Source organism: Methylotenera sp., assembly GCF_029945535.1.
Taxonomy (GTDB): Bacteria; Pseudomonadota; Gammaproteobacteria; order Burkholderiales; family Methylophilaceae; genus Methylotenera.
In genome coordinates, this window is the sequence record NZ_JAQSCU010000013.1 from 1,522 (window position 1) to 19,200 (window position 17,679).

The following is a 17,679-nucleotide window of genomic DNA, read 5'->3' on the forward strand; positions in this document are numbered from 1 at the left end:
AACTGTAACTGTAACTGTAACTGTAACTGTAACTGTAACTGTAACTGTAACTGTAACTGTACTGACTGTATACATATACGTAACACTGTCACATCCAGCATTTACGCGCCTCGTTACGTTACGTTATTGTTAATGTTACGGTAACAGTTAGTGTATACGTAACATTAACAACCCCGTCAATTTTGGCTTACATAGAAATGTTACTTTGTAACTGCAAATTATCGGAGTCTGATAGATAGCGTTCAAAGGCATCGTTAAATTGCGAAGCTTCATATCCCTTTGCAGTTTCATAAGCGCTAAAACGTATTGTCTTGGATGCAATACCATAATCTTTCAGTTTATTTGATAGCTGTCTTGGCGTTAGTTGCTTTCCACGGTTATATGTATACCATGACTTTTCTGTATCCTCACAAAGTGCATTAATTAATTCAGTGGTAGTAATTTTAATAACTTGTTTGGCATAAAATATCTCTTTAATATCGGCCAATAACTCATTCGCGCTGCTTTGCGGGGCTTGCATAATACTAGAAATTGTTAAAGCAACATTTAAAGCTGTTTTTGGCCAGTGATTACCAGCAACGATTGCAATTTGAAGTAAGGGCTCCCAATTGTCTTGTTCTCGATCGCCAAGATCATCAGGAAGCATCGGGCGGGTATTTTTTACTTGTTGATGAAAATCCTCCGCAAATCTTGCAAGCTTCGCAGCTAAGTTTTGAAATGTGTCCGATTCGGCATGCCTTAGCCTTTCCACTTTTTCGTCCGATTTTTTTCGCCTCAGCTCAATGATGATTGAGCGGCTTGTGACAGTTTCAGCTAGTTTTACAGCATTAATACCTGCAATTGCTTTCATTCCCCATACACTAAATTTTTTAGGATCAATATCATCACCTTTCACCACGCATCGCCACACATGAGCGCTGTCACGTGTATGTCCAGCATTTATTAATCCACGCAATTCTTCGTTATCTGCAAGTACCGTCTCAATTTCATCAATAAACAATGTCGGTTTATAGGATTCAATCATACGGAATAACACGCTTTGACTAATGCTACTTGCCTGAGCCGTTCTTGGCGCAAGTTTTCCTAGTACGGTGAGTAATTGAGTTTTTCCGCATGCTCTTTCAGGTGCATTAATTAGCAAAATTGGCGCGCAATGAATTTCGTCCAAAAACCAGCATGCACTTACCCATAAAGCCGCTGCTTGTGCTTGATGAATATCTAGCACAATAAAACGCTGTATGGTCGATGTAATTTCATCTAATAATTCAGCAGGATTTATAGGCGTATGCCAAGATTCGATACCATCAAACTGTGTGTTTTCTTTACTGCTGTTTGATTGAGCCTCTTTAATTTGCTTATCTAGAGTATCAGGTCTAACATTTAATTCTTTTGCTCGCTCTTTTCTAACACGGTCATATTCCAAAGGTTTAAGCGCTGCAAGCTGCCTGATTACTTCCTCATCGTTGTGGCGAGGCTGATTAATAGCAATTTCTTTATTCTCAGTTGATACCATCATATCAATTACCTAAAATTAATCGATTATGGAGCGTTATGATTAAAGTGCTAAACATGGCTTTCACCATTAATTTTTTGGCTAGCTAGTATGCGTGACTTTTCCCATGCTTCTATGTCTGAAATATGCCATGCAGTTGTGTTTTGAGATAATTTTATAGGTGCTGGAAATGTGCCTTTTTTAACCCACGCCCAAATACTTGAGCCTGAAACTCCAATACGAGTTTTTAGTTGAGGTAATCTATAAAACTGAGGTGCGACTAACACTTGCGATTTTGATGTATTTTCCATTTAAGCGTTCCTTTTGTATTGGATTGCACAAGACGGTATTGTCTTGTATGGGTTCGTATTTAATACATCAAACTCTGAGGCGTACGTGGATTCCCTTTAGCTTAATGAGGATTCCCGTTGCTGATAGTACTTACAGGGGTTTAGTGGGTAAAAGGTCTACACCCTCCTTTAACCATGTTCTAATCGTTTTGGGATCAAGCGTCTTTCCATGGCTTTTAAGTGCTTTCAAAATATCATTTGTAGTAGTTGATTTAGCCGCTTTTGGCTCGTATCCATAAGCATCAATTGCAATACAAGCAAATGCTTTAAGTAGGTTTTCAGTTTTTTGGGTGTTATCAGGCGCTTTTTTCTCTAGATTATCAAACTCGGATTTCAGTTTGTAATATTGCTCACGCCAGTTTGTAGCGGTATGTCCGATTTTTGCTAACTCGCTTATTAACTCACTTGGTAACTCTATTTGCAGTTCTTTTGCCCAGCTAATAAAAATTACCGGTGGTATGGTGTTGCCAAATTTATTCCAGCGCGTTGCGCGTAATGCCAAGTCTCTGCGTTTTGCAAATGAAATTGCAAACGCGGACTTGTCTTGTAAAGGCTCAATTTTCTTCCAAGTAACTTTATTTGGATCTTTACCAAATGAAAGCGCAATCGCTTCATCTAATGACCAATATGCAGCTTTGCTCCAGTGCAAGAAATCAGCATCGGCCTCATGCTGATTATAGAAACGATTTTTTTCTTCCTGAATTGCGTATACCCTTGTCCGTTCAATTTCCTCTGCTATCGATTGCTTATGCAATGCTAATAATTCATTTACAGGCATTCCGCGCAACGAAGCTTTGAACTCTTCAATTTCTGCTACTTGCTTTGGAAAGTCTGAGTTTTTGTAGTTACTCATGTTAGCCAATGCAGGGGCCAACGAAGTTATAAGAGCGCCAAATTTCTTTTTCGTGAAATAATCGATTGCCCCATTAACAGGATTGCTCATGAATTAGAATCTCCTATAATTATTTTCACTCATCACCCTAACATCTCATACCTAATTGAATTCCACATTAGCGTATATCAGCCTTAATCTAGTTATTGCTGAATAATTTACTACATCACATTAACTGATTTTTTTAGAGGTACATTCAAATGTCTCTGTGGTAATAAGAAACTAATACCCACTGGAGTCAATATCTAATCTACTTGATTTAGGCTTTATTAACTTGGTTAAGATATTGTTTCATTATTAATATTGATTCATTTAAATGATTTACTAAATCATCTTCAGAAATCTGTTCCTTAGTAAAATTCCTAGGGTTGATGAATTTATCATTGTATTTTGTACGATTATTGATTCCTGAAATGTTTATATAACTTGAACCTTCTTCACTTTCTGATCTGCTTTTAGTTTTAAATGGACCTAAATCTACGGCATTAGGGAACATTGCTCCTGCAACTAGACCTTCTCCATTGCTACCAAAGCAAATTGCTACTGAAATCGAGTTCGAAACCCTTTTACCTACTGGAACTATTGCGACCCATGGTACTTTCGGGAAGAAGCCGGAGCCATAGGAAATTGTAATGTCCAATTTTTCAAGGCTTGTAGATGGAATTAATAATTTTAAAGACTTAGCTACTGTCAGGAGATGCTGAGTAGTAATTTTTGCTTGTCCAGAGCTGGTTTTGAGAGCTTTTCTTGAAAAATTTGTTGCACAAAAGTTCAGAACATTTTGAATATTCTCAATCAATTTACTCATCAACTTATCCTAAATATATATCATGATTAAAACTATAAACTCATAATAAAAGTTTCAATCCGATTGTTTTTTACAAAATGAATACTTTTCCCAAATATCTCTTATGTCTTAAAGCTTACAGACGGTAATTTTAGTTATTTAGTAGCTATTGTTTAAATATATTATCTCTATGGTATTTAAGATAATTTTCTCTACCAGCAATCGGAAGCAAATCTATAACTAGATTTGGTGTGAGGTTAAGTTTTTCAACATTGCTTGCTGATATCCAAGGTGAAATAAGTATTCGTTTGTCGTCAGCAAAAGTTATTAGACCCGAGTCAAACATGTAGTCAATTGTAGGACTCAGCATAAAGCCATTTTTTGAATCAAACTTTTCTTTAGTTGATGATTTGGTCCAAGGTTTTATATGACTAGCAATCAATAGTTTTTCGTCATCAATAAGAGTTACAGGGCAGAACTGACACTCACGCAGTAAATTGGATCGATACTTACCTTGACCAATCCTAGCTTTAATGACTTGAAGTTTTTCTGCTTGGGTCAGGTCTTGGCTTTCAACTTCTTCTATCGCACTTTCGATTTCATTAGGGTGCAGAGTAGATCCGAAAATATCCATGTAGTTAGTAAATAATCGTAAATAATAAATGACACTTTTATCAGCAGCGACCAGCTTCATCATCGAAAGATGGCAAACATTTGGCAGAGAAAGAGTTCTAATCAGCTTGTAATATTTGGATGCTGAATTTATATATATTCTAGGCCCTTCAATTTGATTTTGATCGTCTATCTCAAACCAAACAATTTCAGGTAAATCGTGAAGCTGCTTAAGCCTTTCCTTGTAGTATTCCGGCAGTTTACTTTTAAGGCGATAATCTAATTTTGGTGCTAAATACTCGGGTTTTAAAGCATCTAAAAAAAGAAGTAGATCTTGTTTTAATAAAAAGCACCTGGCGTTAAATCCTCGCCCATTAAAAAAATTTCTTACTGTTTGATTGTCTTGACCTATATATAGCTTTGCTTCCCCATTGGCAGAGCCTAGTTTGTTTGAAGGTGCAACAAAGGAATCAGCTATAGTAATTTTGTCTATGCTATCAAGTCTTTGGTATTCTTTACCGTCAATATTCAATATGCTATCTTCCGAATCTTGTAATATCCATTTGCTTTAATATTGCAATTAGTACATCCACAACAATGCTATTGCCAGCCTGTCTATACATCTGCGTATCACTAACACTAATTTTAAACGTATCTCTAAACCCCATTAGTCTTAAGCACTCTCTTGGAGTAAGCTTTCTAATACGGCCTTTGTTGTGGGTCACATAGTTATCAACACCAGCTCTGTGCATTTTGTGCATGCTTTGTAACAATGGTCTAGCTATTTGCAGGTCTGTTTTGTTACTAGTTTTGAATGTTTTTGTTCCACCGGCTAGTACATATGTCTTTACTTTTTCGGAAAGATAATACTTTTCTTCCACGTCATTAATATTGAAAATAAAGTCGTCAAAACCTTCGTCTTCATTAGCTCCTTCGAATACAAAGTCACCATGCCAGTTAAATTGTTGATTTGCTTTTTGACAAAGCGCAATGTCACCATTTATTTGCGTATACTTTTTTTGTCTATTCCAAGATTTCGTTACGAACTTTACCCCTTTATTTCTTAGGTAATATTTTGATTCTGTGAAATCCTCTAAAAAATCTTGCATAGTATGAGTTAAATCGATTTTTTTTGGAAATTCATAACTCTCGGATTTATCTTTAAAGCCTACAACAAAAATTCTCTCTCTATGTTGTGGAATTCCATAATCCTTACTGTTCAATAATTGTGTTGATATTTTATAGCCGAGTTGTTTAAAAACATCCTGAACAACTAACCAAGTTCTACCTTCATCATGATTAATTAGCCCTTTAACATTTTCATAAATGAATACTTTTGGCTCGCACTCATTCACTACTCTTGCAAAGTCATAAAATAAAGTTCCTCTTATGTCATCTAACCCCAACCTTTTTCCAACCATGGAGAAAGCTTGACAAGGGCTTCCTCCAACTAATAAATCTACTTGATTTTTATATTTTGTAGCATCAAAAGTTGTTACATCATCATGCCAGTCAGCCTCGTCGATATTGTAGTTTGCAAAATAACTAGTTTTACAAAATCCATCTATATCGCCTGCGAATACAATTTTATGGTCTAAACCTAGGCGGCTTAATGAATGTTCTATTGCACCAATTCCGCTGAATAAGGTTGCAACATTAATTTTTGCTGAGGTATTTGAAAGATGTTTATCCACCCATGACTCGTGATCGTCATATTGGATTTCAGTTTGCTGGCTGTAAGCAGCTAATTCTTGGAGTTGGATGTTAAGAGACATAGATTTTTAACTTGCAACTAACCTTATACGTTTAGTGATAATTATATATTAAAAATAGAATCTTTTAACTTTAAGTATTCGTTGATTGTGAGTTTTAAATAGTACGATTTTTTGCTCATAAGTACTGTAAAAATCAAACCTTTGTTTAAATATTAAATTAATTACAAGCTAGATTTTCAGTAACACTTGTTTCGATGAGAAAGATTGTGTGCTTACTTTTAAATTATCTAAATAATTTGCCCAAACTTGCATCATTGACTTTCGTTGCTCAATGAATTTTGTTCGGTTGTATGCTGCTCCAAGTGTGTCTGGTACTTTATGAGCCAATTGATGTTCAATAATATGCGGATCAATGTTCAGACGCTCATGCAGAATTGTGCGTGCCATAGCTCTAAAGCCATGCCCTGTAATTTGCGTTTTAGTGTCATATCCCATGCGTTTAAGTGCTGCGTTGATAGCACTTTCACTCATTGGTCTAAGTGGAGAATGCCCCCCAGTAAAGACATATTCACGATGTCCTGAAAATCCATGAATTTCTTTTAGTATCTCTATTGCTTGACGGGGCAGGGGTACTAAGTGGTCTGTTTTTGTTTTACTTACTAGGTACCTCCATTCACCAGTCTCTAAGTCTATATCTGCCCACTTAGCCATCCTTAGCTCGCTAGGACGTACAAAAACTAAGGGTGCTAGGCGTAATGCACATTGCACTGTTATTGTGCCCTTAAACCCCTCTATAGCCCTTAATAACTCAGCAACATCGTTAGGTTCTGTAAATGATGCCATATGCTCAGTTCTAGAGGGGGGTAGAGCCCCCTTTAAATCGACTGTTACATCTCTAAGGGCTCTACCAGTTTGTACTCCATACCTGAATACTTGACCGCATGTTTGTAACGCACGATGAGCGGTTTCTAGAATGCCTAATCTTTCAATACGCTTTATTGTATCTAGCACTTGTGGAGCGGTAATATCCGCAATTGGTTTGCTGCCGAGCCAAGGGAAAATATAATTTTCAAAACGCCTAATGACTTTTTCTCTATGGCTAGCTGCTTTATTTGCCATGTGAGAAGAAAGCCATTCACGCGCTACGACCTCAAAGCTGTTTTCTGATTTTTCAAATTTAGCAGCTTTAACGGCTTTTTTATTTTCACTAGGGTCAACCCCTTTTGCTAATAAGCTTCTAGCATCTTGTCTGCGCTCTCTAGCAAGTGCTAAAGACACATCGGGATATACACCCAAAGCGAGCTTTTTTTCTTTCCCATCGAAGCGATATTTTAATCGCCAATATTTTGAGCCGTTAGGCATCACTTCAAGATACATGCCCCCACCGTCTGAAAGTTTGTAAGCCTTTGATTCAGCTTTACTTTTTCTAACCTGAATATCTGAAAGATTCATCTAAATTAACCTATTAAAAAGTTGCCTTGGGGGCATCAAAAATCAATTGGGGGCATAACTATCTGTATTATGCCCCCAATGAGGTTTAAATTGCAATGAATTGGAATGTACGAGGATAAACAAAAAACCCGCACAAACTGTTTGTTTATGCGGGTTTTGTGTACTGTATTGTATTCCGTAATACAGTGAAATGGTGGTGAAAGAGGGACTTGAACCCTCGACCCCAGGATTATGAATCCTGTGCTCTAACCAGCTGAGCTACATCACCGTTTAAATCGGTTGCCAAAACTTTAGCAAGGGCGCAATTCTAGTGGTTTAGGCGCAAATTGTCAAAGCTAGTTTGCAGTTTTTGCCCTTAATTTTGCAGCAAATTGACATTGAACAAGGCGCGTGAAACGTAGGTAGTACAATCAGTACGACAAGTGAGCGCAACGCCGTGCAATGGCGATTTCATGCAAAAGTGCTAAACGTTGAACCTGAAGTGCATTACATCGCCATCTTGCACAATATATTCTTTGCCTTCCAAGCGCATTTTCCCGGCTTCTTTGCTGCCTTGTTCGCCTTTGTTTTTCACGTACTCTTCGTATTGAATCACTTCTGCACGAATGAAGCCGCGTTCAAAGTCTGTGTGAATGACGCCTGCAGCTTGTGGAGCGGTTGCACCTTTTTTCACTGTCCAAGCACGTACTTCTTGCACGCCAGCGGTAAAGTAAGTTTGTAGGCCTAGTAAATCATAAGCGGCACGAATTACGCGGTTTAGGCCTGGTTCTTCTTGACCGAGTTCTGATAAGAATAACAACTTATCTTCTTCGTCTAACTCAGAAATTTCACCTTCAATTTTTGCGCAAATACATACGACTGGTGCATTTTCTGCTTTGCCTAGCGCAACTACTTTGTCTAATAACGGGTTGTTTTCAAAGCCAGATTCATCTACGTTGGCTAAGTACATCACTGGTTTTACGGTAATGAGGCATAGCGGTTTAAGTAGTTGAAGTTCGTCGGCGTCTAGGTTTAGTGTACGCACAGCTTTGGCTTGGTCTAAACATGGCACTACTTTTTCTAAAACTTTTAATAGTGCAATCGCGTCTTTATCACCGCTTTTAGCTTTTTTGTTTTCGCGCTGCATGGTTTTTTCTACAGTTTCCATGTCGGCAAGTGCAAGTTCGGTGTTAATTACTTCAATGTCTGACAGTGGATCAATTTTGTTTGAAACGTGAATCACGTTGCCATCTTCAAAACAGCGCACCACGTGGACAATAGCATCAGTTTCGCGGATATTAGCTAAGAACTTGTTCCCCAAACCCTCGCCTTTTGAAGCGCCCGCTACCAAGCCAGCGATATCAACAAACTCAACAATCGCAGGTTGTACTTTTTGCGGTTTTACGATGTCGATGAGCGCTTGCATACGCGTGTCAGGCACTTCTACAATGCCTACGTTTGGCTCAATCGTGCAGAAAGGGTAATTCTCTGCCGCAATACCAGCTTTGGTAATAGCGTTGAATAGTGTGGACTTGCCCACGTTTGGTAAACCAACAATTCCGCATTTCATCTAAATTCCAATCATTTTTACCTTATCATTCCGTGCTTGATATGGAATCTAGCGTCTTTATGTAAGTCACTAGATTCCGACTTTCGTCGGAATGACGCAGGTATGTTTATTTTTTAGTATGCAACTTTAACATTGCGCTTTCAAATTCGCCCGCTAGCAATGAATCTATCAACTTGGTGCTTTCATACACTTTTTCGTCTATAGCCGCTTGCTCATCTTTTGTTGGCGCTTTTAGAACAAAATTAACCACTTCGTTTCGATCGCCTGGGTGACCGATGCCCAATCTCAAGCGCCAGAAGTCTTTTGTGCCTAGTGCAGCCTCAATATCTTTTAAGCCATTGTGACCACCATGGCCACCACCAACTTTTAGTTTTAAACCGCCCGCAGGTAAATCCAGTTCATCATGAATCACTAATATTTCAGCGGGTGTGATTTTGTAATAATTTGCTAATGTGGCCACTGATTTGCCGCTAGCGTTCATAAACGTAGTTGGTTTAAGCAGCCAAGTATCCGCTTTCGATGCTAACTTGCCAGCTACGCCGAAAAACTTGGCGTCTAGGGCCAGTTTACTATTGGTTTGTGCGGCGACTTCATCTATCCACCAGAAGCCTGCATTGTGCCGGGTTGCGGTGTATTTTTCGCCAGGATTACCTAAGCCAACAAAGAGTTTTATACCAGTCATAAAGCAATAGTACCAATAAAAAACGCGCACTTCATAGTAAAGTGCGCGTTAGTTAGCATACTTGTAAATTAAGCAGCTGGTGTTTCTTCAGCAGCATCTGCAACGCCGCCACGTGTTTTAGCAATAGCTGCAACAGCTGCATCGTTACCGTGAGCTAATTGTACAAATTCAACGCCCTTTGCCAATTTGATTTGTGACAAGTGAATTGAGTGACCCATTTCTAAACCAGCTAAGTCAACTTCAAGGAACTCTGGCAAATCTTTAGCCAAGCAACTTACGTCAGCTTCAGTCAAAATGTGTGCAACGATACCGCCGCCTGTTTTAACGCCTGGCGCGATGTCAGCATTGATAAAGTGGAATGGCACTTTAACGTGGATTTTTTCAGTAGCACTTACACGTTGAAAGTCAATGTGCTGAATAGTGTTACGAACCGGGTGCATTTGGAAGTCACGTAACAATACGTTTTCTTTTTTGCCTTCTAAGTTCAATGTTAATACTGAAGCATGGAATGCTTCATGACGGAACTCTAAGAATAATTCTTTAGCGTTAATTTCAAGTGTTACGGCTTCTTTACCAGCACCGTAAACAACACCTGGAACTGTGCCTGCGCGACGAAGACGGCGGCTCGCACCCGTACCTTTTACATCACGCTTTACTGCATTAATTTCGATAGACATTTTACTACTCCTAATTTGATACTACTTTTACTGCTAGGCTTTTGATGGCCTCACTACACAAAAACTGCATACCGCGACCAGTATGCAGGGTTAAAAACTTTTAATCCATAAACAATGAGCTTACGGAATCTTCACTACTAATTCTACGAATCGTTTCAGCTAATAGTTCTGCTGTGCTTAATTGGCGAATCTTTTTGCAATTAGCTGATTCAGCACCGAGTGCAATGGTGTTGGTCACTACTAACTCATCTAGTTCTGAGTTCATAATACGATCAGCTGCACCGCCAGATAATACTGGGTGTGTGGCGTATGCGATTACTTTCTTGGCGCCAAATTTCTTAAGTGCTGCAGCTGCTTCGCAAAGCGTATTTGCCGTATCAACCATGTCATCCATAATGACACAGGTGCGGCCAGTAACGTCACCAATAATGTTCATCACTTTAGCGACGTTTGGTTTTGGGCGACGTTTATCGATAATCGCTAAATCAGAATTTAATTGTTTAGCTGCCGCACGCGCACGTACAACACCACCAACATCAGGTGAAACAACCATTAAATTATCATGATTTTGTTTTAATAAATCTGCTAACAAAATCGGTGTGGCGTAAATATTATCAACAGGGATATCAAAGAAGCCTTGAATTTGATCTGAGTGCAAATCCATCGTTAGTAAACGGTTAACACCAACGCCTGTGAGCATGTTAGCAACTACTTTAGCGGTAATGGCTACACGTGCTGAGCGCGGACGGCGATCTTGACGTGAGTAACCAAAGTAGGGGATTGCAGCAGTGATACGGCCAGCAGAAGAGCGACGTAGCGCGTCCACCATGACCATGACTTCCATTAGGCTGTCATTGGTTGGGTGGCTGGTAGATTGCAATACGAATACATCTTTACCACGTACGTTTTCAAGCAGTTCAACAGTGGTTTCGCCATCGCTAAATGTGCCAACGTGCGCTTGACCAAGCTGAATGCCTAAGTGCTTAGCTACTTCTTGCGCAAGCACTGGGTTAGCCGTGCCAGTAAAGACCATTAAGTTGCCGTTAGACATCTGTTGATTTCCTAATAAACCGTGCTTGTAAACACTGTGCTTAAAGCCTCAGCATCAAACTATCAATAAAAACTTTGCTATTAGTAAAAATATAGCTATAAAAACTTACAAAAAATAAAAGCGCGTAAATCAAAAATCTACACGCTTTTATCTATGAAAAAGCAGCTTTAATCTGCTTTCTAAATTTGGCTGAGGAGGAAGGACTCGAACCTTCGGATGCTGGGATCAAAACCCAGTGCCTTAACCAACTTGGCGACTCCCCAATATTTTAATCAGACTATCTAATCAACTTGTAAAGTTCATTAGCGGGTGCTGATTCAACCCTTTTGCAACAAATCCCTGAACACCTTTAGGTTTTTGATCACATATATCTACTGCAGTTTTCTTATCTGCTACTTCTAAAAATACCGAAGCACCAGAACCACTCATTCTTGCATCGCCAAATTGGCTAAGCTTAAATTGATTTAACCAAGTTAAACAATCTAAAACAGCGGGGTATTCACTGCAAACTACTCTTTCCAAGTCATTTATAAATTCAGCATTTAAATTACCTGCTGTTAATTTAGCCGTCCCAGAAAAGTCCGACATTGTCTTAGGATTCGTATTTTTTGTCAATTGCTTATTGGCAAATATTTGCGCTGTTGATACATGTACATTCGGATTCAGCACAACATAGTAGGAATTGTGCAGATTTATCTCCGTTAATTGCTCGCCTATGCCTTCTGCCCAAGCGTTTTTTCCAAAAATAAAAAAAGGTACATCAGCACCTAATTTCAAGCCTAATGCCATGAGTTCTTTGCGGCTTAAGTTAAGTTGCCACAAGTTGTTTAAAGCTAAAAGCACAGTCGCAGCATCTGAGCTACCGCCACCTAAGCCGCCACCCATAGGGATGCGTTTTTCAATCAAAATTTCTACACCAAGTGGGCATTGCGTATATTGCTGTAACAATTTAGCCGCACGAACACATAAATCTTGCTCTGCAGGAACGCCAGCTACTTCATTGACACGTTTTACAACGCCGTCTGAAGTAGGCTTGAGTTTTATAGTGTCATATAAGTCGATTAGCTGAAAAACGGTTTGCAGCAAATGGTAGCCATCTGCTCGCTGGCCTGTAATGTGCAGAAATAAATTGATTTTTGCCGGCGCTAAAAATGATTGAAAGTCTTGCATAGATGCGTATTTTAGCGCATCTAGCCTGCCGTTAGATTGACCAAACTAATTTTAATTAGCAGTTTTAATATTTATGCAAAATTGTTGCATCTGCACTACTCAATAATCACCCTGCCATTCAAAGCTTGCACCGGACGGTTGTTACTGTGATGCACAGCTTTCTTAAAGGCGTCAATTTGCTCTTTTGAAGCGGTGATAGGATTTTTCATTAATAGCCAGCGTACGCCCTCGCTGCAAGGAGGTGTGGTTAATGAGCCGCTAAAGCGGTAATAGTTTTTATTATCTGGCATGAACTCACTGGGCATGACGCGATTTTTTAGTGCGATTGGTTCGCCTTCTTCTTCGGGTAGTTGTTCCCAAAGTTTAGCTAATGCTGGGTTAGCTTTTCCTTCGGTGAACATTACGCCTATCACCGCTAGGTTGCCTTTAGCATCAGCATGCACAAAGTGCGCTTCCAGCGGAAAAGACTTGCCGTGTATTGTGTTTTCGCTAGGTGCATGGAAATGCACTTGCTTCATTTGGAAGGCACCGTTATCGAGTGCAAGCATATTGCCTTCTTTAAAATTAATTTGCACGGTATGGCCATTGTTGAAAATATCTTTTGCGGGGAATTTCTGTATCGCCTTTAAAGATTTAATCGCTGCATGAATGCTGTCTTCAATATTGATTGGCGATTGATTGCGACCTGCATCGCAGGTCGCAAATTCAGGGCTGAGTTTTGCCCAATTCTCAGGGCCTTCTTTGCCTTCGTAGGCCCAGTGTGGTTTGTGGCCGCCTTTTTTAATATCGGCAGGTTTTATTGCTGTCGATTTGGCTGTGACGGCGGCAGTTTTAGTGTCGGTTGGTTTTTCTGCTACTGGTTTGGCCGGCGCTTCAGGCTTTGTTGTAGATTTTTGCGTTTCTACATTGGTTTTGGCAGCAGCAGGTTTTGTCGCCACAGCCGTAATGGTAGGTTTTTCTGCCTGGCAAACATAGCGCATGGCTATATCCATGTCTGTTTCTGGCACAGGTTCTATAAACTCGGCACTTTTAGCATCGATGCCTGCTGAATAAACCAACTCGCTATTTAAATATTGAAAAACTTGAGAAGTCGCAGATTTTTGTGCTGAGCAGTCAAAAAACCAGAGTAATTTGGATAAGTTATATTGTTTGTCTATGGTTTCTGGATTTTTTTGAAGGGTTTTGTATTCAACCTTCACCCAAGCTCTTTTATATTTATCTTGCTGCAATATAGATTGCTTATCCAGCATTATTTTTTCAATATTGTTGTCGCTAAGCTTGACCCATTGTGCTGCTTGGCTATTGTTGCATATAGCAAAACAGAATATGAATAGTGCGATTAATTTTTTCATTGTATCTACGTTCATCATAATTGGAGCCTTCAACAAATTTATTTCAGCCTAAATTATGCGGAAATAGTGATGGTTTTTAATGATAAAGTACGGCTGGGTTTAGACCTTAATTCCTAGATTTGGAATATTGGGCTTGAAGTTTGAATGATTAAAAGCTAGCGTGAGCTTGAATCAATTGCTTTGAGTTAATTGGAGGTATTTGAGTTCGCAATGCTTGAATTTGTAATACGAGACCAACTTTCAACCAATAATTTCAAATAGACCTTTTCGTTTCTAAGTAAGATTTTACTCGGCAAAAAGTGACCATTTTGATCGGTATAGTTTTCGTATTGAATATCCCAGCCATCTTGCTTTAAGGTGCTCAAATAACCTTGTTCATTCCATGTGCTGGCTTGAATGGCGCTGCTACTCGGACGTCCTAGTGACCAATCTGCAAGACCGGCTAGTGGCAATTGCCATCCCAACGTTTTTTGAGTGAGTGTTTCAGCATCTGCGGCGGTAATACTGTTTCCTTTAGCATCTTCTAGAGTGACGTTCTCAGAGGTTTTTTTAATGCTCGCCAGTTGCCCACCGAGGGGTGAGTACAAGGCGATGTCATCGTTTATTTTGCTGTGCTGCCAAGTCAGGCTGCCAGAGAAGCCTTTACCTTCTGCTTGCACGCCAATGCGACCTTTAATGCTGAATTGGTCTATGCCAGCAATATCCTGCAAATGCGCTTGATGGCGATCTTGGGAGGCTGAGTTAGGGTTAACATCAGGCTTAGGTAGACTAGTGCAACCCGTCACCGTAGTAACAAAGCTTAAGGCAATAAATAAACGAACGAACTTCATTTGTAAATCTTGCTTCATCTGTAAATCTTAAGTGAAAAGAATTACGATTTGAATTTATTGGCTGTTGTAATCAATACTTCGTTATCTGGATTTTTGCTAAGTGCATCGGTCCAGAGTTTTTTAGCCTCATCATGCTTACCTTTTTGCCATAAAACCTCACCTAAATGTGCGGCTATTTCAGGGTCTTGATTCACTTGGTAAGCTTGTTCCAAGTATGTGATTGCCTTATCTAACTTACCTTTTCTGTAGTACGCCCAACCAAGACTATCTAACATGTAATGATCATTTGGGCTGATAGTTAAGGCTTTTTCTATTAGCGTGACGGCTTCATCTAGCTTGATGTTGCGATCAGCGAATGAGTAGCCCAGTGCATTGTAAGCTGCAGCAAAGTCAGGCTTCGCTGCGATGGTTTTGCGTAATTCGCTTTCCATAATATCTAGTTTGTTAACTCGTTCAGCAGATAGTGCGTAGTCGTAAACCAACTCTGGAGTATTGGGGAGGTTTTTAACGGCTTTATCCAGTAAATCAAACGCATCTTTATCGCGCTTAGCTTTTGCTAGCAACGAAGCTTCTGTTTGAATAACGATGATTTGCTGCTCAGTCGTTAAATCTTCCAAAGCATCAAGCTTTTCAATGGCTTTATCAACTGATTGAGTGCGTGCGATGATGTTCGTCAAACCAATCTGAGCTTCTAAAAAGCGTGGCCCTGGCTGCACTTTGCTATACCAAGCCATTGCATCCGCATCGCGATTTTGTTTTTCAGTGACTTGTGCTAAGTAAATATATAGTTGGTCTGTATCTTTAAAATCCTGTGTTAGAGATTGCTGAAAATAACCCTCAGCACCTGCAAAGTCGCCAGCTTGAAACGATAGTAAGCCAATAACAGCCGTTACTTCTGGACTATTTTTGCCATATTGCAATATGGTTGGATATTGTTTTTTCGCGGCATCATATTGCTTTTGATTCACCATGATTTTAGCCATGTTGACGCGAACTTCATTTGATTCAGGATATTGATCTAAGAATGATTGATAAAAATCTATGCCAGATTGAGGCGCTTGATTAAATAATATTTGTCCCTTGAGTAACGCTGCAACATTCCAGCCTGGCTTAAGCGCTTCGGCTTTATCAAGTGCCTGTAGCGCTACGTTGTTTTGGTTTGCCGCATAGGCCGATTGTGCAATTGCGAATTGCGCTTCAGCCAAATCTGGATATGGTGCGGCAAGTGACTGAACCAGATTCAACACGCCAGCTTTGTTTTTGCTGCGGCTAAGCAGGTTGTTAAGGTATAAAAAACCGCCAGCACGTGTCTCTTCCTTGTCAAAAAGTTTCGCTAAGTAGGGTTTGGCTGCATCTAATTGGTCTGTCGCGATGAGTATTTCAGTCATGGCTTGTTGCGCTTCGTTAGAAGTCGGATCAAGTTCAGACCAAAGCTTTATTGCAGGTACTGTCATGCCAGGTACGTTACCGTAAGCCGCAACTTTGGCGGCGCGCTCTGCCAAGCTGGCATCTTGGGAGGTTTTTGCTAGCTCATAAAAAACTTTGCTTGAAGTTGCTAAATCACCGCGTTGCCCCGCAACTTCAGCCACTAGATATTTAAAAACAAAATCCGCTTCAGCATTGAACTGATTGGCTTGTGCCGATTTATTGGCTGGTCCACCTGTCACTGTCGCGCAACCACTCATGCACAAGGCGCTAGCTATTAGGCTTGTGCCGATGATGTTTTTAATCTTGAACAAAGTTCTGTTTGAATGGAGTTTAGTTTCAGATAGATGAGGCATTGGGCGCATAAGTTATTTTGTAATTATTAAAAATGAGTGGGAATAAGCTTTAAAAATAAGGTTTAATAGTCGCGGCAAATTAATATGTAAGATAATAAGCCATTACTACAGTATTGTACTGTCCTATTTCTTAGTCCGTGACAGGTGCTGCAAGTTCCTCCATAATTATGGATTGACTGCAATGAATGTCAATAGAACTTTCCTATATTGCGCTTCTCAAACGCAGAAGTAATTTTTGGCGCTGACAGGTTGTGATTTTTAAAGATAACTGATTGATTTTTAGTCACAATAACCTGTATTTTTGTAATGACAAATAGAGTAACTATGAATAATTTTACAGTAGAGGCAACTGAACTCACACGGCTATACGGTGGCAGGGAAGCCGTCAGCAATGTGAGTTTTACTTTAAGCAAAGGTCAAGTTTTGGGCTTTTTAGGCCCAAACGGTGCTGGTAAATCGACTACCATGAAAATGCTGACAGGTAATCTTGCGCCAAGTAATGGCTCAGTCAAGATTTGTGGTATTGATATGATGGAGAGCCCAAAAGAAGCCAAAGCGCTTATTGGTTACTTGCCTGAAATGCGCCCTTTATATAAAGAGTTGACTGTAGATGAATATTTAACTATCGCGGCTAGATTGCATAGAGTCAGTTCTGGCAGTATCAAAAAAGCGGTGGAAGTGGCAAAAGAGCGCTGTGGTTTAGGTCACATGAGCAAGCGTCTGATTGAAAACCTTTCAAATGGTTATCAACAACGCGTCGGTATTGCCCAAGCCATTATTCATAATCCAATGGTTGTCATTCTAGATGAACCAACAGTTGGTTTAGATCCAATTCAAATTCGTGATATTCGTGCATTGATTCGTGAAGTAGGTGCTGAACGTAGCGTCATTATCTCTACCCATATTTTGCCTGAGGTTGAAATGGTATGTGACCATGTGCAAATTATTGATAAGGGTAAGCTAGTATTTAACGGTGCAATTGATGTGCTTAAAAAGCATCGCATTGGCAATAAATTATTAATCGGTATGCACAACGCGCCATCTGCAGATGAAATGTTGAAAATTGCTGGTGTCACTGAAGCTGAAAATGTCTCTGCTGGTTTAATGCGCGTTCGCTTTGCTGATGACACTGCACCTGCTGAATCTATCGTGCAGACAGCGGTTAAAAATGGTTGGGGCTTGTATCAAATTGCGCCTGATCAAACTAGTCTGGAAGATGTATTCGTGCAACTCACCTATCAAGAACAGCCTGTTGCTGAACAGCCTGCCGCGTAAACTTAAGGTCTC

Annotated in this window: 16 protein-coding genes and 2 tRNA genes; 1 reads left to right on the forward strand and 17 read right to left on the reverse strand. The window is 39.8% G+C overall.

The window, feature by feature from the left end:
• Nucleotides 1-187: 187 nt before the first annotated feature.
• The 17 genes from PSU72_RS07805 to PSU72_RS07885 form a co-directional block, all read right to left on the reverse strand.
• Nucleotides 188-1,516 carry a DUF3631 domain-containing protein gene (locus PSU72_RS07805; RefSeq protein WP_300431769.1) on the reverse strand — a complete coding sequence of 443 codons (1,329 nt, stop codon included), beginning with the start codon at nt 1,514-1,516 and terminating at the stop codon, nt 188-190.
• Nucleotides 1,517-1,563: 47 nt separating this feature from the next.
• Complete coding sequence (locus tag PSU72_RS07810) at nt 1,564-1,803, reverse strand: AlpA family transcriptional regulator (RefSeq protein ID WP_300431770.1); 240 nt, start codon at nt 1,801-1,803, stop codon at nt 1,564-1,566.
• A 130-nt stretch (nt 1,804-1,933) separates the two neighbouring features.
• Nucleotides 1,934-2,785, reverse strand: a complete 852-nt coding sequence (locus PSU72_RS07815; protein WP_300431771.1) for a hypothetical protein — start codon at nt 2,783-2,785, stop codon at nt 1,934-1,936.
• Nucleotides 2,786-2,993: 208 nt separating this feature from the next.
• Complete coding sequence (locus PSU72_RS07820) at nt 2,994-3,542, reverse strand: hypothetical protein (RefSeq protein ID WP_300431772.1); 549 nt, start codon at nt 3,540-3,542, stop codon at nt 2,994-2,996.
• Nucleotides 3,543-3,687: 145 nt separating this feature from the next.
• Nucleotides 3,688-4,665, reverse strand: coding sequence for an HNH endonuclease (locus PSU72_RS07825; RefSeq protein ID WP_300431773.1), 978 nt, complete (start codon nt 4,663-4,665; stop codon nt 3,688-3,690).
• Between the two features lie 4 nt (nt 4,666-4,669).
• Nucleotides 4,670-5,908, reverse strand: a complete 1,239-nt coding sequence (locus tag PSU72_RS07830; RefSeq protein ID WP_300431774.1) for a DNA (cytosine-5-)-methyltransferase — start codon at nt 5,906-5,908, stop codon at nt 4,670-4,672.
• Between the two features lie 168 nt (nt 5,909-6,076).
• The gene (locus PSU72_RS07835; protein ID WP_300431775.1) at nt 6,077-7,300 is read right to left on the reverse strand and encodes an integrase arm-type DNA-binding domain-containing protein; all 1,224 of its coding nucleotides are present in this window, start codon (nt 7,298-7,300) and stop codon (nt 6,077-6,079) included.
• 191 nt (nt 7,301-7,491) lie between these two features.
• Nucleotides 7,492-7,568 (reverse strand) — tRNA-Met (locus tag PSU72_RS07840).
• A gap of 195 nt (nt 7,569-7,763) precedes the next feature.
• Complete coding sequence (ychF, locus tag PSU72_RS07845; RefSeq protein WP_300431776.1) at nt 7,764-8,849, reverse strand: redox-regulated ATPase YchF; 1,086 nt, start codon at nt 8,847-8,849, stop codon at nt 7,764-7,766.
• 106 nt (nt 8,850-8,955) lie between these two features.
• Nucleotides 8,956-9,531 carry an aminoacyl-tRNA hydrolase gene (pth, locus tag PSU72_RS07850; protein WP_300431777.1) on the reverse strand — a complete coding sequence of 192 codons (576 nt, stop codon included), beginning with the start codon at nt 9,529-9,531 and terminating at the stop codon, nt 8,956-8,958.
• Nucleotides 9,532-9,599: 68 nt separating this feature from the next.
• The gene (locus PSU72_RS07855) at nt 9,600-10,208 is read right to left on the reverse strand and encodes a 50S ribosomal protein L25/general stress protein Ctc (protein ID WP_300431778.1); all 609 of its coding nucleotides are present in this window, start codon (nt 10,206-10,208) and stop codon (nt 9,600-9,602) included.
• Nucleotides 10,209-10,308: 100 nt separating this feature from the next.
• Entirely contained in the window at nt 10,309-11,259 is a 951-nt protein-coding gene (locus PSU72_RS07860) for a ribose-phosphate pyrophosphokinase (RefSeq protein ID WP_300431779.1), read from the reverse strand.
• 186 nt (nt 11,260-11,445) lie between these two features.
• A tRNA-Gln gene (locus tag PSU72_RS07865) sits at nt 11,446-11,522 on the reverse strand.
• 22 nt (nt 11,523-11,544) lie between these two features.
• A complete protein-coding gene (gene ispE / locus PSU72_RS07870) occupies nt 11,545-12,429 on the reverse strand; it encodes a 4-(cytidine 5'-diphospho)-2-C-methyl-D-erythritol kinase (protein WP_300431780.1) in 885 nt (294 codons plus the stop codon).
• 95 nt (nt 12,430-12,524) lie between these two features.
• Entirely contained in the window at nt 12,525-13,799 is a 1,275-nt protein-coding gene (locus tag PSU72_RS07875) for a carbonic anhydrase family protein (protein WP_300431781.1), read from the reverse strand.
• A 167-nt stretch (nt 13,800-13,966) separates the two neighbouring features.
• Nucleotides 13,967-14,629 carry a lipoprotein insertase outer membrane protein LolB gene (lolB, locus tag PSU72_RS07880; RefSeq protein ID WP_300431782.1) on the reverse strand — a complete coding sequence of 221 codons (663 nt, stop codon included), beginning with the start codon at nt 14,627-14,629 and terminating at the stop codon, nt 13,967-13,969.
• A 23-nt stretch (nt 14,630-14,652) separates the two neighbouring features.
• On the reverse strand, nt 14,653-16,392 hold the full coding sequence (locus PSU72_RS07885; RefSeq protein ID WP_300431783.1) for a tetratricopeptide repeat protein: 1,740 nt from the start codon (nt 16,390-16,392) through the stop codon (nt 14,653-14,655).
• A 324-nt stretch (nt 16,393-16,716) separates the two neighbouring features.
• Between PSU72_RS07885 and PSU72_RS07890 the strand changes: the two genes are divergently transcribed.
• A complete protein-coding gene (locus PSU72_RS07890) occupies nt 16,717-17,667 on the forward strand; it encodes an ABC transporter ATP-binding protein (protein ID WP_300431784.1) in 951 nt (316 codons plus the stop codon).
• Nucleotides 17,668-17,679 lie beyond the last annotated feature (12 nt).